At 32.2% G+C, this 17,826-nt stretch carries 17 protein-coding genes; 8 read left to right on the top strand and 9 right to left on the bottom strand.

Annotated elements, in window-relative coordinates; translation table 11 throughout:
* Positions 1 to 24 precede the first annotated feature (24 nt).
* The 8 genes from Q4548_RS09720 to Q4548_RS09685 all read right to left on the bottom strand — a co-directional run bounded on the left by Q4548_RS09720 (position 25) and on the right by Q4548_RS09685 (position 6,276).
* Positions 25 to 909 carry a cation diffusion facilitator family transporter gene (locus Q4548_RS09720; protein ID WP_303454286.1) on the bottom strand — a complete coding sequence of 295 codons (885 nt, stop codon included), beginning with the start codon at positions 907 to 909 and terminating at the stop codon, positions 25 to 27.
* A gap of 18 nt (positions 910 to 927) precedes the next feature.
* Positions 928 to 1,731, bottom strand: a complete 804-nt coding sequence (locus Q4548_RS09715; RefSeq protein ID WP_303454282.1) for a hypothetical protein — start codon at positions 1,729 to 1,731, stop codon at positions 928 to 930.
* Between the two features lie 10 nt (positions 1,732 to 1,741).
* Positions 1,742 to 2,626: a cysteine synthase CysM gene (cysM, locus tag Q4548_RS09710; RefSeq protein ID WP_303454279.1), complete on the bottom strand. Its 885-nt coding sequence runs from the start codon at positions 2,624 to 2,626 to the stop codon at positions 1,742 to 1,744.
* A gap of 1 nt (position 2,627) precedes the next feature.
* Positions 2,628 to 3,404 carry a serine O-acetyltransferase EpsC gene (gene epsC, locus Q4548_RS09705; RefSeq protein WP_303454277.1) on the bottom strand — a complete coding sequence of 259 codons (777 nt, stop codon included), beginning with the start codon at positions 3,402 to 3,404 and terminating at the stop codon, positions 2,628 to 2,630.
* Between the two features lie 40 nt (positions 3,405 to 3,444).
* The gene (locus Q4548_RS09700) at positions 3,445 to 4,386 is read right to left on the bottom strand and encodes a 2-hydroxyacid dehydrogenase (RefSeq protein ID WP_303454274.1); all 942 of its coding nucleotides are present in this window, start codon (positions 4,384 to 4,386) and stop codon (positions 3,445 to 3,447) included.
* Between the two features lie 23 nt (positions 4,387 to 4,409).
* A complete protein-coding gene (gene panB / locus Q4548_RS09695) occupies positions 4,410 to 5,228 on the bottom strand; it encodes a 3-methyl-2-oxobutanoate hydroxymethyltransferase (protein ID WP_303454271.1) in 819 nt (272 codons plus the stop codon).
* Between the two features lie 139 nt (positions 5,229 to 5,367).
* Entirely contained in the window at positions 5,368 to 5,874 is a 507-nt protein-coding gene (locus tag Q4548_RS09690; protein WP_303454269.1) for a ferritin, read from the bottom strand.
* A 111-nt stretch (positions 5,875 to 5,985) separates the two neighbouring features.
* Entirely contained in the window at positions 5,986 to 6,276 is a 291-nt protein-coding gene (locus Q4548_RS09685; protein ID WP_303454267.1) for a hypothetical protein, read from the bottom strand.
* Positions 6,277 to 6,469: 193 nt separating this feature from the next.
* Between Q4548_RS09685 and Q4548_RS09680 the strand changes: the two genes are divergently transcribed.
* From Q4548_RS09680 to recJ, 7 genes are all read left to right on the top strand, one after another.
* Complete coding sequence (locus Q4548_RS09680) at positions 6,470 to 7,042, top strand: sigma-70 family RNA polymerase sigma factor (RefSeq protein ID WP_303454264.1); 573 nt, start codon at positions 6,470 to 6,472, stop codon at positions 7,040 to 7,042.
* Between the two features lie 7 nt (positions 7,043 to 7,049).
* Positions 7,050 to 7,316: a hypothetical protein gene (locus tag Q4548_RS09675; RefSeq protein WP_303454262.1), complete on the top strand. Its 267-nt coding sequence runs from the start codon at positions 7,050 to 7,052 to the stop codon at positions 7,314 to 7,316.
* Between the two features lie 2 nt (positions 7,317 to 7,318).
* Positions 7,319 to 7,963 (top strand): O-methyltransferase, encoded by a 645-nt coding sequence (locus Q4548_RS09670; RefSeq protein WP_303454445.1) that lies wholly within the window; start codon positions 7,319 to 7,321, stop codon positions 7,961 to 7,963.
* 245 nt (positions 7,964 to 8,208) lie between these two features.
* The gene (locus Q4548_RS09665) at positions 8,209 to 8,808 is read left to right on the top strand and encodes a DUF4956 domain-containing protein (RefSeq protein ID WP_303454259.1); all 600 of its coding nucleotides are present in this window, start codon (positions 8,209 to 8,211) and stop codon (positions 8,806 to 8,808) included.
* A 4-nt stretch (positions 8,809 to 8,812) separates the two neighbouring features.
* On the top strand, positions 8,813 to 9,493 hold the full coding sequence (locus Q4548_RS09660) for a DUF2490 domain-containing protein (protein ID WP_303454257.1): 681 nt from the start codon (positions 8,813 to 8,815) through the stop codon (positions 9,491 to 9,493).
* Positions 9,494 to 9,499: 6 nt separating this feature from the next.
* Positions 9,500 to 10,876 (top strand): CotH kinase family protein, encoded by a 1,377-nt coding sequence (locus tag Q4548_RS09655; RefSeq protein WP_303454255.1) that lies wholly within the window; start codon positions 9,500 to 9,502, stop codon positions 10,874 to 10,876.
* Between the two features lie 232 nt (positions 10,877 to 11,108).
* Positions 11,109 to 12,827 carry a single-stranded-DNA-specific exonuclease RecJ gene (recJ, locus tag Q4548_RS09650; RefSeq protein ID WP_303454253.1) on the top strand — a complete coding sequence of 573 codons (1,719 nt, stop codon included), beginning with the start codon at positions 11,109 to 11,111 and terminating at the stop codon, positions 12,825 to 12,827.
* 42 nt (positions 12,828 to 12,869) lie between these two features.
* Here the strand turns inward: recJ and Q4548_RS09645 are convergent, their stop codons facing one another.
* Entirely contained in the window at positions 12,870 to 16,541 is a 3,672-nt protein-coding gene (locus tag Q4548_RS09645; protein WP_303454250.1) for a metallophosphoesterase, read from the bottom strand.
* 73 nt (positions 16,542 to 16,614) lie between these two features.
* On the opposite strand from Q4548_RS09645, the gene Q4548_RS09640 reads away from it, so the two are divergent.
* Complete coding sequence (locus tag Q4548_RS09640) at positions 16,615 to 17,826, top strand: Pycsar system effector family protein (RefSeq protein ID WP_303454247.1); 1,212 nt, start codon at positions 16,615 to 16,617, stop codon at positions 17,824 to 17,826.

The following is a 17,826-nucleotide window of genomic DNA, read 5'->3' as shown; positions in this document are numbered from 1 at the left end:
TGAAAACGTAAAGAAGAACTAAGTTTACTCGTTTTTTTCAAAGTGGCAAGGTTCGTTTTCTAGTTCTGTTTCTATGGTAACGTGATCAAAAGGATACGTTTTTAAACATTGTTTGATGTTTTTTTTAAGGAGTAGCACATCATTTAAATCGTCTATTTTATGAAGTTTAACATGTGTGCTAAACACATGATGTTCTCCGTCCAAAGACCAAACATGTGTGTGATGAAGAGATGTTATTTGATGAATTTTTAACAACTGTTCCTCAATATTTTTGATGTCAATATCTTTAGGATTTGCTTGTAAAAACAATTCTAAAGTTTCTTTAAGTCTTTTGACGATATTCCATAAGATATAAGCAGTAATCAACAAAGATAAGGCAGGGTCTAGGTAAGGAGTGTTTACAAACTGCAGTACAATAGAAACAATAAGTACGGCCAACCATCCTAAAACATCCTCCATCAAATGCCAAGACAACACTTTCTCATTCATCGTTTTTCCATGGCTAATTTTCCATGCTGCATAACCATTTACAAGAACTCCAAACAAAGCAAAAAAGAACATTCCTTTGGCATCGGAATATTGAGGAATCATAATTCGGTTAATAGCATTATAAACCACAAATGTAGAGCCCACAAGCAATACAACACTGTTGATGAGTGCTCCCAATAAGGAGAGCCTTTTGTATCCGTAACTAAATTTTTTAGTAGCTGGTTTGGAGGATTTTTCTTGTAAATACCATGAAAATCCTAAAGAAATACTATCACCTAAATCATGAATGGCATCTGAGATAATGGCAATGCTATTAACATAAAAACCACCAACAATCTCAAAAATGGTAAAAGTTAGATTTAGAAAAAAAACAAATCTAATATTTTTACTATTTGTGTGATGGTGGTGGTTGTGAGACATATGAGCTGTCTTTAAAGTCTATTTTTCAATAAAATCTGCTGGAGGTACAAACAAATCGTTAGTGTTATTTATAAAATGAATATTGCTTAAAGTAGCTTCCCCAATTTGTTTGGTCAGCCCTTCTGTTTTGTTCCATCCCCAATACGTCCAATTAGTAGCAAATGGAATTCCGTCAACAGATTGGTAGTTGCTGTATTTTATTGCATGTGGATCTGCTTCTGCAGCTTCTTTGGTTTTTCCTAAAGTTACAATATAAGCAGCGGCTGATGTCAAATTGGTTTTAGGATCTGAATAAATGTAATACCAATCATCAGGAGCATCACCTGTACCTGAAGCAAATGTCAAACGTTGGCTGTTTTTTTCTTCTCCATTTAAGGTTGTTTTTTCAAATTCATCCCATTGGGTTCCTTGGTCAGAAAGTTTATAAGGCAGCAAAAAGAAATAAGACCAAGTGTATGCGTTAAAACGAACTCTTTTTTCATTTTTAATATTTGGAGTATAATATACTTTGTTGTTTAGTGTGTATATTTTACTTCCATCTTCCAAAGCAATCAATCCTTTAGATGAATCTGTGGTAAGTGTCATGTTTCCTTTTAGAATTTCATTTCCACCAAAAGCAATAGCTATGTCAAATTGAATAGCTTCTTTGGATAAAAAATGATCTTTATGATGCGCATTCTGAATGGCATCAATTTGTGGAATACTAGTGTCTTTTACCTTGGTGATTTCTGGTTTTTTTTCTTGTTTGGGTGCTTCTTTACAAGCAGTAAACAATGTAGCTACACAAATAGTAGATACAATAAAATAAGATGTAATTTTCATAATAGTTTTGTTAATCGAATAAGTCGGATGATAAATACCTATCTCCTCTGTCGCAAATAATTGCAACAATTACACCACTTTCTAATTCATTTGCCAATTTTACTGCGGTTGCAACAGAGCCTCCAGAACTCATACCAGCAAAAATACCTTCTTCATTAGCCAAACGCTTGGTCATGATTCTTGCGTCTGTTTCCGAAACTTCCATAATAGTGTCTACTTTAGACTTGTCAAAAATTTTAGGTAAATACTCTTCAGGCCATTTTCTGATTCCTGGAATTTGAGAACCATCACTAGGATGTGCACCTACAATCTGTATGTTTGGATTTTGTTCTTTTAAATAGGTTGAGGTTCCCATAATCGTTCCTGTAGTTCCCATAGCAGAAACAAAATGAGTAATTTTTCCCTCGGAATCTCTCCATATTTCGGGACCTGTAGTGTTGTAGTGAGCTTTCCAGTTGTCGTCGTTTGCAAACTGATTTAGCATGATGTAGCCACCTTGAGCCACTTTTTCATCTGCATAATCTCTAGAACCTAAAATTCCTGTAGCTGCAGGAGTCAAAGTTACTTTAGCCCCGTAAGCTCTCATGGTTTGTACTCGTTCTACGGTAGAATTTTCTGGCAATACCAATTCAATGTCAATGTTTAGCAATTGAGCAATCATAGCTAGAGCAATTCCTGTATTTCCGCTTGTTGCTTCAATTAGTTTGTCCTCGTCTTTAATTTCTCCTCTGTCCAATGCTCCTTTGATCATGCTATAAGCAGCACGATCTTTTACACTTCCTCCGGGATTGTTTCCTTCTAGTTTTAACAACAACTTTACGTTTGGATTGTTTACCAAATGAGTGCTTTCTACCAAAGGAGTATTTCCTATATATTCTAATAATTTATGATACATTTTATCTTGTTTTTACGTGGGATTCAATAGTGTTGTACACTACCGAATTTTCAGGAATTGATTTGGTAACCCATACATTTCCTCCAATAATTGAATTTTCTCCTACAATAGTTTCTCCTCCTAAAATGGTAGCATTTGCATAAATGCAAACATTAGATTTTACGGTAGGATGTCTTTTTTTATCTTGCTTATCTTTAGTAACACTCAAAGCTCCTAAAGTGACTCCTTGGTAAATTTTTACTTTAGGCTCTATAATACACGTTTCACCAATTACAATTCCTGTTGCGTGATCTATAAAAACAGGTGCATGAATGGTGGCTCCAGGGTGGATGTCTGTTCCTGTTTGACTGTGTGCATATTCGCTCATCAAACGAGCAAACAAATACAGTTTTAGGTTGTAAATTTCGTGACTTAATCTATGAATAGAAATGGCGTAAAATCCTGGATAAGCAAAATAAATTTCTTCTATTCTTCTAGCGGCAGGATCAGACTCCATAAAATAAGAAGCATCTTTGTTTAGATCTTCTAAAATAGAAGGTAGTTTTCCAGAAAAAATAAGCCAAGCTTTGTTGCAAACTTCTTTTGTGGATAAGCATGATATTTTTGCAGCATTTTTAAAAAGCACTTCTAATTCCTTGAAACCCTGTTCTAAATCAATCGTGTCGTCAAATAATACACCAAATATTTTTTGAGTAAAATCTTCTACACTTGTTTTTACACTGTAGTTAAGATCTGTCTTTTGTTTGATGTCTTGTAATTGTTTTATTATTTCTTTCATGCTAATATTGTCTAAGCATAAAAGTAAACATTACAATCTTTTATTTAAAAAAATGTTGCTGTATCTTTTGAGTGATTGTTTTTGCCAATTTGTACTTAGATTCCACCGTCCAACCTGCAATATGAGGAGATAACAAAACATTCTCAGCAGTTATTAAATATTGAAAAGCAGTGGGTAATTGGTTGTTCTCAAAAAGATTTTCAAAAGATAGTTTTTCGTATTCCAACACGTCCAAACAAGCTCCTAGAACTTTTTTAGTTTGCATAGCTTTAACCAAATCATCTGTAACTACTGCTGTTCCCCTTGCTGTATTGATGAGGTAAAAAGGTTTTTGAAAGTTGTTGATGAAATCTACGTCAATCATTTTAAAAGATTGCTCGTTGTGTGGTGTATGCAAACTTAAAACATCGGTTCTCTTTTGCAATTCTTCTAGGCTTACTTGAATACAATTTTCATCACCTACATTGGCTTTTAAGTCGTAACATATTACATTACAATCAAAACCTTTTAGCTTTTTAGCAAAGGCTTTTCCCATGTTTCCGTACCCAATAAGTCCTACTGTTTTACCTTCCAATTCCAAACCTCTATTGGCTTCTCGCAACCATTGACCTTGTCGTATTTGTAAGTCTGCTTGTTTTAAGTTGTTAAACAAACTTAAAATCATTCCCAAAGCATGTTCTCCAACGGCATTTCTGTTTCCTTCGGGAGCGGCAATCAAATAAATTCCTTTACTTTCGGCATAATTACAATCAATACTTTCTAAGCCAGCACCTACACGAGCAATAAACTTTAAGTTTTTGGCAGCATCTAGAAAAGTTTTGTCAATTTTAAAACGACTACGGATTACGATTCCATCATAGTCAGCAATTTTAGCTTCTATTTCCGTTTTGGACGATGTATAATCTTCGTGATTTTTACATCCAAATAAAGACAAATCTTCCATCAATACTGGATGGTTAGTATCTATGTGAAGTATTTTCATTTTAGTTAAAGTCTAATAACTAATTAATATTGTTCTTTTTCGTTAGGAAAGTCTTTGGCTTTTACATCGGTGTTGTATTGCGTAAAAGCATTGCTCATTTCATCGTATAAATTGGCATATCTACGTAAAAAACGAGGGTGGAATTCATGAGTCATTCCTAACATATCATGTACTACCAATACTTGACCATCCACATTCGGACCCGCTCCAATACCTATTACAGGAATGGTTAAACTCTCTGCTACTTTTTGAGCTAACTTTGCTGGAATTTTTTCTAAAACTAAAGCAAAACATCCTTTGGCTTCTAACAATTTGGCATCTGCTAATAGTTTTTCAGCTTCAGCTTCTTCTTTAGCACGAACGGTATACGTACCAAATTGATAAATAGATTGAGGTGTCAATCCTAAATGGCCCATAACAGGAATTCCCGCTTGAATAATTCTAGATAAAGCGTTTTCAATTTCGATACCTCCTTCAACTTTAACAGCATGAGCTCCAGATTCTTTCATAATTCTAATAGCAGAACGTAAAGCTTCTTTAGAGTCAGATTGATAACTACCAAAAGGAATGTCCACCACAATTAAGCTTCTGGTAGAAGCTCTAACCACTGAGCTAGCGTGGTAAATCATTTGGTCTAAGGTGATAGGCAAAGTAGTTTCATGACCTGCCATTACGTTAGAGGCAGAGTCTCCAACCAATAAAACATCTATTCCGGCATTGTCAATAATTTTAGCCATGGTATAATCATAAGCTGTAAGCATAGAGATTTTTTCTCCGTTGCTTTTCATTTCAATTAAGGAATTTGTAGTAACTCTTTTGTATTGTTTTTTTGCTGTAGACATAGTTAATTTGATCTAAAAATATCGGGTGTAAAACTACTGTTTATTTATTAGAAATAAAGAATTCTATTTGATATTGAACAAAAAACACACTTTGAAATACAATCAAAGTGTGTTTTTTGAATAAGATTATTTTAAAAAATTAATCCTTAGAAATTCTTTCGTCAATCATTTTTAGAGGCATTCCTTCCATCAAGTCAAAAAGATCAATTATACTTCTAAATTTGTCTTCTTCTTCGGCTTGTTCAGTAATAAACCATTGCAACATAATTTCTGTAACGAAATCATTTTCAGTTCTTGCTTTTTTAAATATTTTTTTAATAGAATCAGAAACGGCTATTTCTTGCTCTAAAGATTTTTCGTAGATAGCTAATAAACTCTCAAATTCATTATTTACGTTTACAACTGTTGGAGAAATTGCAGACCCACCATTGTCGTTTATAAATTTAAAAATTTTCATTGCATGTTCTCTTTCCTCTTCTGCTTGCTCGTAAAATAAAGCTTTGCTATTAAGCAATTCACGTTGATCACACCATGAAGCCATTGCCAAATACGATGCAGATGCATGCATTTCCATAGCAATCTGATTGTTCAACAAATCCATTACTTCTGTGTGGATTGACATTTGGGTTCTTATAGCGGTGTTCATACATATTTCTTTTTAAATTATGTACACAAAGTTATAAGATAGGTCTGTTATAAAAAAGTTAAAAACAACATTGTCAGTGATTCGTAAACAGTCTAAATTAATGGTCTATGCTTAAGCAGACATTGAAAAGAAGAATTCTAATTCTTCTTTTAATAAAAGTAAATTTGGAATTTCAACAAATAATAAATGTTTTTTATCTGCAACAAAAAGGAGTGCAAAATTTTCGTTATCAATGATTTCTGTCAGATTTTTTGGATTTGTCAGATTCATTACTTGTGCTCTAAGTTGTAACAATTGAGGAAAATTCAATTGTATTTTTCTATCAAAGAAAAGCAATTCAAAACGACAAAAAGTATGTCTTTTTAATTGAACGTCTAAATTTATGTCACAAATATTTGTCAAAGCGGTAAAATAAAAATGTGTGGCAAATATACTTCTTATTTAGAATAAATAAGATTAATAAGAACGAATTTTTTACATAAAAATAAAATTGAATTCAAAAGCATTGTAAAATCTAGTGTCAGATCAGAAAAGAGCTCTACGTTTTAGTCCATAAAAAGTCATATCTTTATCCGAGTAAAACCTCTACTGGAATATGTTAGAAGAAACCAAAGTACATACCTTAAACCCCGATAATTGGATAGACGCTTATGCAGACTATCTTTTTAATTATACCATTACAAGGGTGAATGATGCTGAAAAAGCAAAAGATTTGGTGCAAGAAACTTTTTTTGCAGGACTAAAATCTATGAAAAATTTTGAAGGAAAAGCAAGTGAAAGAACTTGGTTGATTTCAATTTTAAAAAGAAAAATAATTGATCATTATAGAAAAATAAATTCTAATAAAGGGAAGGCAGAAGTTCGTATGAATTTTTACCAAGATGGAGAAAGAGAAGGAGATTGGATAGAAGAACGAATTCCGCAAGAGTGGAGTGGTGGTGCAGATGCAGATATAGAATCTGATGAGTTGGCTGAAACGCTAAAATCATGCATTGATAAATTACCCGAAAAATACAGAATGGTATTTGAAATGAAAACCATACAAGGCTTTGAAACAGAGGATATTTGTAATGAGTTAGATATTACAGCGTCTAACCTTTGGGTTATTATCCATAGGGCTAGAACTCAGTTGAGAAAATGTATGGAAGATAATTGGTTTAAAAAGTAAGAGGGCCATGGGAAAAATGAAAATTACATGTGAAGAGGCAACTACGATTTGTACAAAATCGCAGTACGGAGAAGCAACTTTAATAGACAAAATAAAAGTAAAATTACACTTTGCAATGTGCAAAGTATGTAGGAGGTTTAGCAAGCAGAATTCTGAGTTGTCTAGTGTTTGTGCTTTGGCAAAAAAATACCAAGAGAAACACAAGTGTTGTCTTTCTGAACAAGACAAGGCATTGTGGAAAGAGAAAATAAAGCAATTGGAAAAAGAAGATTAAAAATGCATTTTTTACCCAATACAATTGATGAATATGCAGTTGCACATTCTCAATTAGAACCTAAAATTTTACAAGACTTAAATACAGAAACTTGGCAAACAGTTCTCAATCCAAGAATGTTAAGTGGTGCATATCAAGGTAGAATTTTGTCTATAATAGCAAAATTAATTCAGCCTAAAACTATTTTAGAAATAGGTACATATACAGGATACTCTGCATTGTGTATGTGTGAAGGTTTGCAACCAAGTGGTGTTTTGCACACTATTGATAAAAATGAAGAACTGTACGATTTACAACGAAAATACTTTAATTTATCTGGTTATGGAGATCAAATTTCTCAGCATGTAGGAAACGCTATGGATATAATTCCAAACATTGATGAAAAATTTGATTTGGTTTTTGTGGATGCAGACAAAGCTAATTATGCCAATTATTTTGATTTGATTATTGAAAAAATGAATCCAGGAGGAGTCATTTTATCAGACAATGTTTTGTGGAGTGGAAAAGTAGTTCAAGAAATAGACCCTAAAGATGTAGATACCAATGCTATTGATGCTTACAATAAAAAAATAAACGAAGATCCTCGTGTAGAAACGGTTTTATTGCCCATTAGAGATGGGTTGACAATAACTAGAGTCATAGGATAGAATTTCAAATAAAATAATATTAAACCAACAAGCCCCTCTACTGTACAGTAGAGGGGCTTGTTGGTTTAATACATTAAATAATTTATTTTTTTTGAGGTTTACTAGTCTGTATTATAGTGTTTTGTGGTTTTATCGTAAAATTAAAGTTAATTTATCGTAAAGTTTTAGTAGGGTGTTTTATAAGTTGTTTGTTTCATATTAGAAATGAGTTGTGTACGATAATACAACTAATAAAATAATTTTTAATGGAAATATACGGAATCCCAATTTTTGATGATGATTTTTACAAAATGCTTTTTAGGTTTTGTATCAATACTGGTTTTTTAACAATTATCATAAGGTGCTTGTATTATAAAAATGCAAGAAATAAAGAGTTCTTTTTTACATATTACATGATCAGTGTAATTGTTTTCTTTTTATGCTTTACTCTTAAAAAGTTTGAGTTAGACTTAGGGATGGCATTAGGGTTGTTTGCCATTTTTGGAATTATAAGGTATCGAACAAATTCTATTGAAATCAAAGAAATGACATATCTATTTGTTGTGATTGGAGTTTCTGTTATCAACTCTTTAGCCAATAAAAAAATGAGTTATATAGAAGTGTTTTCTGCAAACTTATTAATCATTCTTGTGCTATCACTAACTGAAAAATTTTGGAGTTTGAAACATCAGGTATCTAGAAAAATTATTTACGATGTTATAGAAAACTTAAAGCCAGAAAACGATAAAATTTTAAAAGAAGATCTAAAAAATAAAACGGGTTTTGATATAGAAAAAATAAAAATTGAAGAAGTTGATTTTAGAAGAAAGCGTGCAAACATGATAATTTACTATGAAAATAAATAAAATAATGAAGAAAATACTTTTTTTAGCAATGGTCCTATTTGTTTCTACATGGAGTTATGGACAAGAAACCATCGTGGTTAGAGATTTAGAAACTTGGTCAAGTTTAAATTTAAAATACAAGATCAATAAAAAATGGGCTATGGCTTTGCAAGGACAATTGAGGCTAGAGAACAATAGCTCAGAGGTGAATCAATATTTTGGTCAAGTAGATTTAGAATACTCTCCATTTAAACATTTTGAGTTAGCAGGTGCTATCCGTTACATCAAGAAAAATGACAATACGGGAAATGTACAAGGGTATGAAAATCACTTTAGGTATCAATTAGACGGAACATACAAACACAAGCTAAACAATTTTGACTTTAAATACAGAGTTCGTTACCAAAGTAAAAATGAATTGAGTGTGGATGATGTTGCAAAAAAATATGTCCGATTCAAAGCAGGTCTAGACTACAATATTAAAAAATGGAAACTAGATCCAGAGCTGTCGGGAGAATTGTTCCGTTCTGTAGGATCAGATTCAGACAAACAGTTAGAGGGGTATAGATTAACGTTAGGAACTTCTTTTAAAGTTCATAAATCTGCAAAAATAGGTGTTTTTTATAGATATGATAAAGAGTTAAACACCACTTATCCACAAACAACCAATATTATAGGTGTAAAATATACATATAACTTAAAATAAATTTTTATGAACATAAAAAATATAAATACAATCATTTTTGCAATTACAGCATTAGTAATGGTTTCGTGTAGAGAAACTATTTACATAGAAGAAGTAATTGTAGAGCAAGGAGAAGGATTGACAGATTGGAGTTCAGAAACGCATACAGATGAATTGGGAATTGACTATTCTGTTGTTTTTCCTCAAGACCAAGTGAATAGGATAGACATTGTTTTAACTTCTGCAGAGTATTCTAGCATGCGATCTAATTTAGCATCCTTGGCTTCGCAAAACAGGGGAAATGATTTTACTGATGAAACTCCAGATTATGTTGCGTGTGATTTTTATTTTAACGGAATTCAATGGTATGAAGTAGGTCTTAGATATAAAGGTAATTCAAGTTTGTACTCCGCTTATAATAGTGGAAATGGAAAATTACCTTTACGATTAAAGTTTGATAAGTTTGAAGATGATTATCCTGAAATTAAAAATCAACGATTTTATGGATTCAAAGATTTGTCTCTAAGTAGTAATTATAGTGATAATTCTTTTATGAGAGAAAAAACAGCAACAGATTTGTTTAGAAGTTTTGGAGTACCGGCAGTAAAAACAGCGTTTTATGAAGTGTATGTAGATCAGGGAACAGGAACACCTGTTTATTATGGCTTATACACCATGGACGAGGTGGTTTTTGATACCATGTTGAATTCGGTATTCGGTAGTGAAACAGGAAATTGTTACAAGCCCGATGGTGATGGGGCTCAGTTTGCATCTAGTGGGTTTACGTTAAATGACTTTGAGAAAAAAACAAACGAAGATGAAGGTGATTGGTCTGATATTCAAGAATTATATGATGTGTTGCATTCCTCTTTAAGAACTTCAGATGAAGAAACTTGGAAAAGTAATTTAGAAAGTGTTTTTGATGTTCAAGGATTCTTAAAATACTTAGCAGTAAACAATACCATTCAAAACTGGGATACTTATGCAAATATGAGTCATAACTATTATCTATACCACGATCCAGCAGATGGTTTGATCAAGTGGATTGTTTGGGACAATAACGAAGCTTTTGGTAGTGGTCAAGGAGATAGAAGTGCAGTGTCTTTAGGGATGAATGAGGTGAGTTCTAGTTGGCCTTTGATCTCTTATTTGATAGATGTAGATTCTTATAAAGAAGATTACAAAACGTATTTAAAAGATTTTAATGATAATTATTATGTCCCAGCTGATATGAATACTATTTACAATACTTTTTATAGTTTGATTTATGCTAAAGCGACCACAGAAAGTTCTAGATACACAAGTTTAAGTGGAGGAACAAGTGGATTTACAAATGAAGTTGAAGAACTTAAGGATTTTTGTCCAACAAGAAATTCGGTGGTAAATTCATATCTAGGAGATTAGATAAACAATACGGAAGTAAATTATTACTTTAGAATTAAACACAAAACCTTTGATTTTTTTAGAGAAGCGACATGTAGTTTTTATGAAAAAATCAAAGGTTTTTGTGTTTTCGTAACAAGATTTTAGAACTTTTTAAAAATATAAGAGCATAAAATAATCTTTTATTTATGTTACCCAGTTGCACAGTTTTCTCTTAAGTTTGTTTTTTTTCTTTAAATTACATGAAAAAGCTATGCGTTGGATTTTAAAACCTACACCAAATACAAAAATTGTTAATTCTTTAGCAACCTCTTTAGGAGTAGATGCAGTATTATCTCAATTATTAGTACAGAGAGGTGTGGATACTTTTGAAAAAGCCAAAAGCTTTTTTAGACCCAACTTAGAAGAACTACACAATCCTTTTTTAATGAAAGGGATGGAAGAAGCTGTAAACCGTATTTTTCAGGCGATTGAAAATGATGAAAATATCATGGTTTATGGCGATTATGATGTAGATGGAACCACAGCGGTAGCTTTAATGTCTACTTATTTATTGAGTTTGTATTCCAATGTGGTTACCTATATTCCTGATAGGTATGCAGAGGGTTATGGAATTTCATATCAAGGAATTGATTTTGCAGATGACAATAATATCACTCTAATTATCGCTTTGGACTGTGGTATTAAAGCCATTGACAAAGTAGCGTATGCCAAAGAAAAAAACATCGATTTTATTATTTGCGATCACCACAGGCCAGGTGCAACCGTTCCCAATGCTGTTGCAGTATTGGATCCTAAACAAGAAGATTGCCATTATCCTTACGATGAATTATCAGGCTGTGGAGTAGGGTTTAAATTAATTCAAGCCATTGCTCAAATTCAAGAACAGCCCTTTTCAGAGTTGATTCCCTATTTAGATATTTTGGCTATCAGCATTGCTGCAGATATTGTTCCTATGGACGGAGAAAATAGAATTTTAGCTTATCACGGATTAAAAGTGATAAATTCCAATCCAAGACCAGGTATCAAGGCTATTTTAGAACAAGTTCAGAAAGAAGAGTTGACAATTACAGATGTGGTTTTTATCATTGCACCAAGAATTAATGCAGCGGGTAGAATGAAACAAGGGATTCATGCAGTAGAGTTAATGACAGAGCAAGATTTTAATTTGGCAAAAAAGTATGCTAGAGAAATAGATCAATACAATGCAGATAGAAAAGAATTGGATAAAAAAATAACGGATGAAGCTTTACAACAAATTAGAGAAAATAAGGAAGAGCAAAACAGCACGAATGTTGTTTTTTGCGAAACTTGGCATAAAGGTGTTATTGGTATTGTGGCTTCAAGACTCATAGAAACCTATTACAAACCTACGCTAGTATTTACCAAAAGTGGAAATAAATTAGCGGCATCGGCTCGTTCTGTAAAAGGATTTGATGTGTACAATGCTCTAGAGGCTTGCTCTGAACACATAGAACAATTTGGAGGTCATAAATACGCAGCTGGGTTGACTTTATTACCAGAAAATTACCAAGCGTTTAAAGCGGCTTTTGAAAAAGTAGTAAAAGAAACCTTGCCAGAAAAATTAAAAACTCCTGAAATAGTTATAGATGCTGAAGTTGATTTGATAGATTTAAACTCTAAGTTTTATAGAATTTTATCACAATTTGCTCCTTTTGGTCCTGCAAACATGAAACCTGTTTTTAAAGCAACTGCATTAAGAGATAATGGTTACGGAAAGCGAATAGGAAAGGTAGAGAAGGAAGGAGATTTGCCAGAACATTTGCGTTTGAACATTGTTTATGGAGCCGATGATAAAACCTACAATGCTATTGGTTTTGGAATGGGAGACAAGTTAGAACAGCTCCAAAATGCCGAAACATTTGAAGCTACATTCACTTTAGAAGAAAATAACTGGAATGGATATACATCTCTACAATTGATGTTGAAGGATCTCAAAACGAATCAATAATATTGGATGTTCACTGTTATTTTAGATGATGAATCAACAGTGTTACCAATTAACTCCTACCCCAAAAGTAAATCGTAAGCCTTCTTTACTATTGAAAAAATTTAAATTGATTTTAGCAGCACCCGGAGCACTTGCCCAAAGTGTAGTTCCGTAAGAAGTGTGCCAGCGATCAGAATTTTCGTTAGGTAACCAAACTCTACCATAATCATAACCTAGAGACAAACCATAGGTTAAAGGTAGAATAGGGGTTTTTATTTCGTCAATAGTATATCTTAAATTAGTGTTTTGTACAAAACTTTGTTTTCCAGAAAAACGCTCGTTTCTAAAACCTCTCAATCCATTGTTTCCACCAATAAATGCAGATTGATACAGTTGAAAATCATTACCAAAATTAAACTGAGAACGGATTTTAGTGGATAAAATCCATTGTTTGTTTAATGAAATAGGCAACAGTATTCCTAAATTGGTTTTTAAATAAGTTAAAGAGGATTCTTTAGAAAGGTTATAATCCCAACCTGTGTCTATGTTAAAATCAAATCCTAAAGTAGGCAATGCACTACTGTCGTAATTTTCAAAATATAGACTTGTTTTTAGTCCAACATAATTTTGTTCGTCAAATTCAATAGGGAGCGAGTTTAAATACCTTCCTTCAGTTTCTTCAAGTTCATAAATAGTAAGTGGAATACTAATGCTAAAAGCTGTTCCCATTAAATTGTTCCATGTCATCCCTGGTTCTATACTTTTAATTTCAGATTTTACTCGGTTGTAATTTAGTCCCAAATTATTGTCATTATTATCAGTGTTGTTACCATAACCAAAAAAGTTGTTGCTAAAATTAGAACTGGTCAATCTTGTTTTTACAAAAGCATTCCAGTGGTTTAAATAAGTTGCAAATTCACTTTTATGCGAAAAATCAAAACCTTGTGTAGCTGTAAAATATTTAATACTAAAATCATGTTTGTTGGTAAATGGATGACGATTGTATCCAAAGTAAGTTCTATTTAAACTTGTACCTATGGCAAATCCATCATCTGGGTTGTAAGCAATTAAAGGTATAAAGGTTTGTGTGTGGTCTTTTACCTTGCGGTATTCGTAAACATTGTTATCGTATCTATCCGAAAGGTGTTTCTTTAAAGGACCTTTGTAGATGTTGTTTTTGCTAATAAAATCGTGTATACGTATTCTTTTTGCCGATTTTTCTACATGGTAAGTATCTTTGTTCTGCCCACCAATCAGACGAATTTTAGGACTTTTTGGATGTGTATTTAAAACACAGAAAAAATTGTCATCATCCAAACCATATACCCAAATTTCTTTGGTTTTTTTATTATCAAATTCACGTGTAAAATGCAAGTCTTCTTTTTCTCCATCTTTAATATTAAAAACTTTTATGATTGTTTTTTCTTTGGTTGCGGAGATTTCAAAATACTCATCTTTGTCTGTTCCTTTTACAATAGCAAATTCTTCTAGAATTTTTCTGTAAGCTTTTGCAATATTAACTACATGATCTCTTCTGTATTTTAAAACGGATTTAATTCTTTCTAATTGAGGGTCTTGTAAACAATCTTGTAGTTTGCTAAAAGCATTTTCAATAACTTCATCGGTTAGATTTTCTTTGATAAAAAGCGCTTGTTCATTCCACAAACTATAATCACTTTCTTGTAATAAAGAAACATCAATAGGGTAGGGTTCATCGTTAAATTTAAATAAATTACGAATTTCCTTATCATAGGTTTGCATCAATTTAATAGCATCTACCATTGTGGTCAAAGACTTTAAAATAAATCCATCGTAATTAGAAAAAGCTTGATCTCTGTCTCTAGGAATAGGTTTAAAAGTTTTGTGTTTTCCATCCTCAAAAACAGCCCATCTCCATTGGTCTACGTGTCTGTCCCAATCTCCTAAAATCATATCAAACAAACGAGCCGTAACGTAATTTTTTTCGTCTAGTTTATTGTTTTTACTATCTCTAAGTTCCGCAAACAAATCATCTGTACTTATAATATCGTCAGGAAAACCAAAAGAAGACAAATCTTTATGGCCATCTTCAGGACGTTCTTCTATCATGTACAAAGCATTTCCAAATTCATCATCAAAGGGAATTAACGTATTTTGTTTAGGTACGTAAAATAACTTAGGGTTGGTATGTAGAACTCCAATAGGGTCAGACAAATCTCCTACTACAAAAGGAGTGTAAGGATGGGCAGAAGTATAAAAATCATACAATAAGTTTTCTGTATAAGTTCCTTTCATTTTATCAGAAATGTAATCTTTTTTAAAGGCTACGGTTTGTAAAAAACGAATGGCACTCTTTTTTAGAGCTCTCATTACATATTGTTTTCCGTTTTTATCTTTTAAACGTAAAGATTTGGATTGATGACCACCGCCTTTTTTAACCAGCGTTAAACCTCCATAAAGAGTGTCTAATAAAACAGTGGGAGCTAAGATTTGTTTGCTGTAAATATCTCGATAATGATCTCCCCAAATACTTTTGTAAAACTTATTTTTTTGAGTCAAACTTTTTGGATAAATCTGAGCAGTTACTTCTTTTGGAATGTTAGAAGTATCGTATTTTTTTTGTTTGATTTGTTTTTTAGATTCAAAAACAGTGGTCTTAAATACTGTTTGATTGTTGCTTTTAAAATCAGCAATCACTTCTTTGTCTTCTAAAATACTAAGTTTTACATATCCGTTTTCTCCATAAGTAAATCCATTATTTTTTCCCAAGTAGGTAGGAGATGTTTTAGATCCTGAACCGCTAATAATTTGTGGAATTCCATTAGAAAATAAATATTGCATGTTGTGGTCATGCCCTGAAACTAATAAAAGTCTATCGTGCTCCTGTGCCAAAGTATTGACTCTAGCAATCAATTCTTCGTATCTTTTACCCTGGAGATCTTGTGGATTTAATCCACTTGTTTTTCTGAAAGTATGAATAAGTGTTCCTAATACAGGCAATGGAATGTTGTTGGAAAAAGGAAAAATATGCTGTTTAAAAGAGGCTTCTCCTCCGTGCGTTCCTTTGCTAACTAACGGGTGATGGATGGCAATTAAGGTAACTTTATCTTGACTTTTGTTGATAAGGCCTTCTAATTCTACGAAGAATTTTTCGAGAGTTTTTATTTCATCACATTTGTCGTTCATTTTTGGATGTTTGTTCCAATCTGTAATAAACCATTGAGAGTCTATAATGATAATGTCAATTTGTTCATTTACAGATACAACCTCTAAAGGACAACCGTTTTCTGGCAAAAAACTATTTTTTCCAAGTACTTGCTCAATGTGTTTTTCTTGTTTTTTTAAACCATCCAGTCCATAATACCAGTCGTGATTACCAGGTATAAAAATAGTTTTGCCTTTAAAATTATTCAAAATATTCAATTGAGAGTTCAATCTATCAATTCCATCGTCTTGAATAGCTCCTTTTTTGGGAGAAATCCCTTTTGGGTATACATTGTCCCCTAAAAAAAGAACGGTACTATTTTTACCTTCTTTATCTAATTCCGTCTTTAAATTTTGTAAGGTTTTGTTGCCTTTTGGACTATTACCAGCATCACCTATTAAATAAACAGTATGTTTTTTTGGAGATGTTGAGGTCTTTTTTGAGTTCCAATTCTTAAATTGATTAGAGATTTGCTTTTCGTAAGTAGCACAGCTAATTAAAAGTAGGATAGGAAGAAATAAAAAGATTTTTTTTTTATAAATTGACTTCATTATTATCATCATATAATAGGAAACTAAAAATAGACTTATTTTTAATAAATTAGGTTAAATCCACAAGTTAAATATGGAATCTTCAATTGTTGAATCTGCAGAACTGTATGTAGTTAATTATTTAAAACATAATTTACCTACAGGAACTATTTATCATGGTATCTCTCATACACAAGATGTCGTAGATGCAGTGAAAACCTTAATAAAAGAAGAGAGAATTTCTGAAAAAGAGGCAGAATGTGTAGTTATTGCTGCTTGGTTTCATGATGTAGGTTATGCTAAGACAATAGACGGACATGAAAAAGCCAGTATTGAAGAGGTGGTTAGCTTTTTAGAAGGACATCATTATCCAAAAACAAAAATAAACTTGGTAGTAGGTTGTATAAAAGCAACTGAAATGCCTCAAAATCCTAAAAATAAGATTGAAAAGATTTTGTGTGATGCTGATTTGTTTCATGTGGCAACTACTTCTTTTGAATCTAATAGCAAATTGTTAAGAGCAGAGTGGGAATTGTTAGAAGGGAAAACATTGACAGATGTAGAATGGTATCAATGCAATTCAGATTTTTTAAAAGGACATAAGTTTTTTACGGATTTTGCTTTTAGGCATTGGAGTGCCATGAAAGCTTCAAATTTGGCTAGTAATGAAAAAAAATTAAAGAATGCTATTCAAAAAGAAGATGATGCTTTGCTAAAAAGAGAGAAAAAGAGAATGAAGTCTAATAAAGAAGTGGCTCCTGAAAAAGAAAAAGCAGGAAAGACTATTGAGACTATGTATAGAATTACGCTGAAAAATCACATTAAGTTGAGTGATATTGCAGATACAAAAGCCAATATTTTGTTAAGTGTAAATGCTATTATTTTGTCTTTGGCTCTGTCTAATTTGTTTCCAAAGTTAGACAAAGAAGACAATCATTATTTAATTATTCCTACGATTATATTTTTATTAACTGCGGTTGTGTCTATTATTTTTGCAGTACTTTCTACTAGGCCTAAAGTAACTTCTGGAACTTTTACACAAGAAGATGTTGAAAATAAAAAAGTAAACTTATTGTTTTTTGGGAATTTTCATAAAATGTCTTTAGAGGTTTTTGACAAAGGAATGTTTATGTTGATGGAGGATAAAGAATATTTGTACCAATCGCTAAACAAAGATCTGTATTTCTTAGGAGTTGTACTCGCTAAAAAATACAGATTGTTGAGGTTAACGTATTCCGTTTTTATGTTCGGAATTGTAATATCTGTTATTTCTTTTGGTTGGGCTTTTTATAATTTAGGATTGTAA

The sequence above is a fragment of the Wenyingzhuangia sp. 2_MG-2023 genome (assembly GCF_030548295.1).
Taxonomy (GTDB): domain Bacteria; phylum Bacteroidota; class Bacteroidia; order Flavobacteriales; family Flavobacteriaceae; genus Wenyingzhuangia.
The sequence above is the reverse complement of the archived record's forward strand: the minus strand, read 5'-3'. Positions and strand labels throughout refer to the sequence as shown.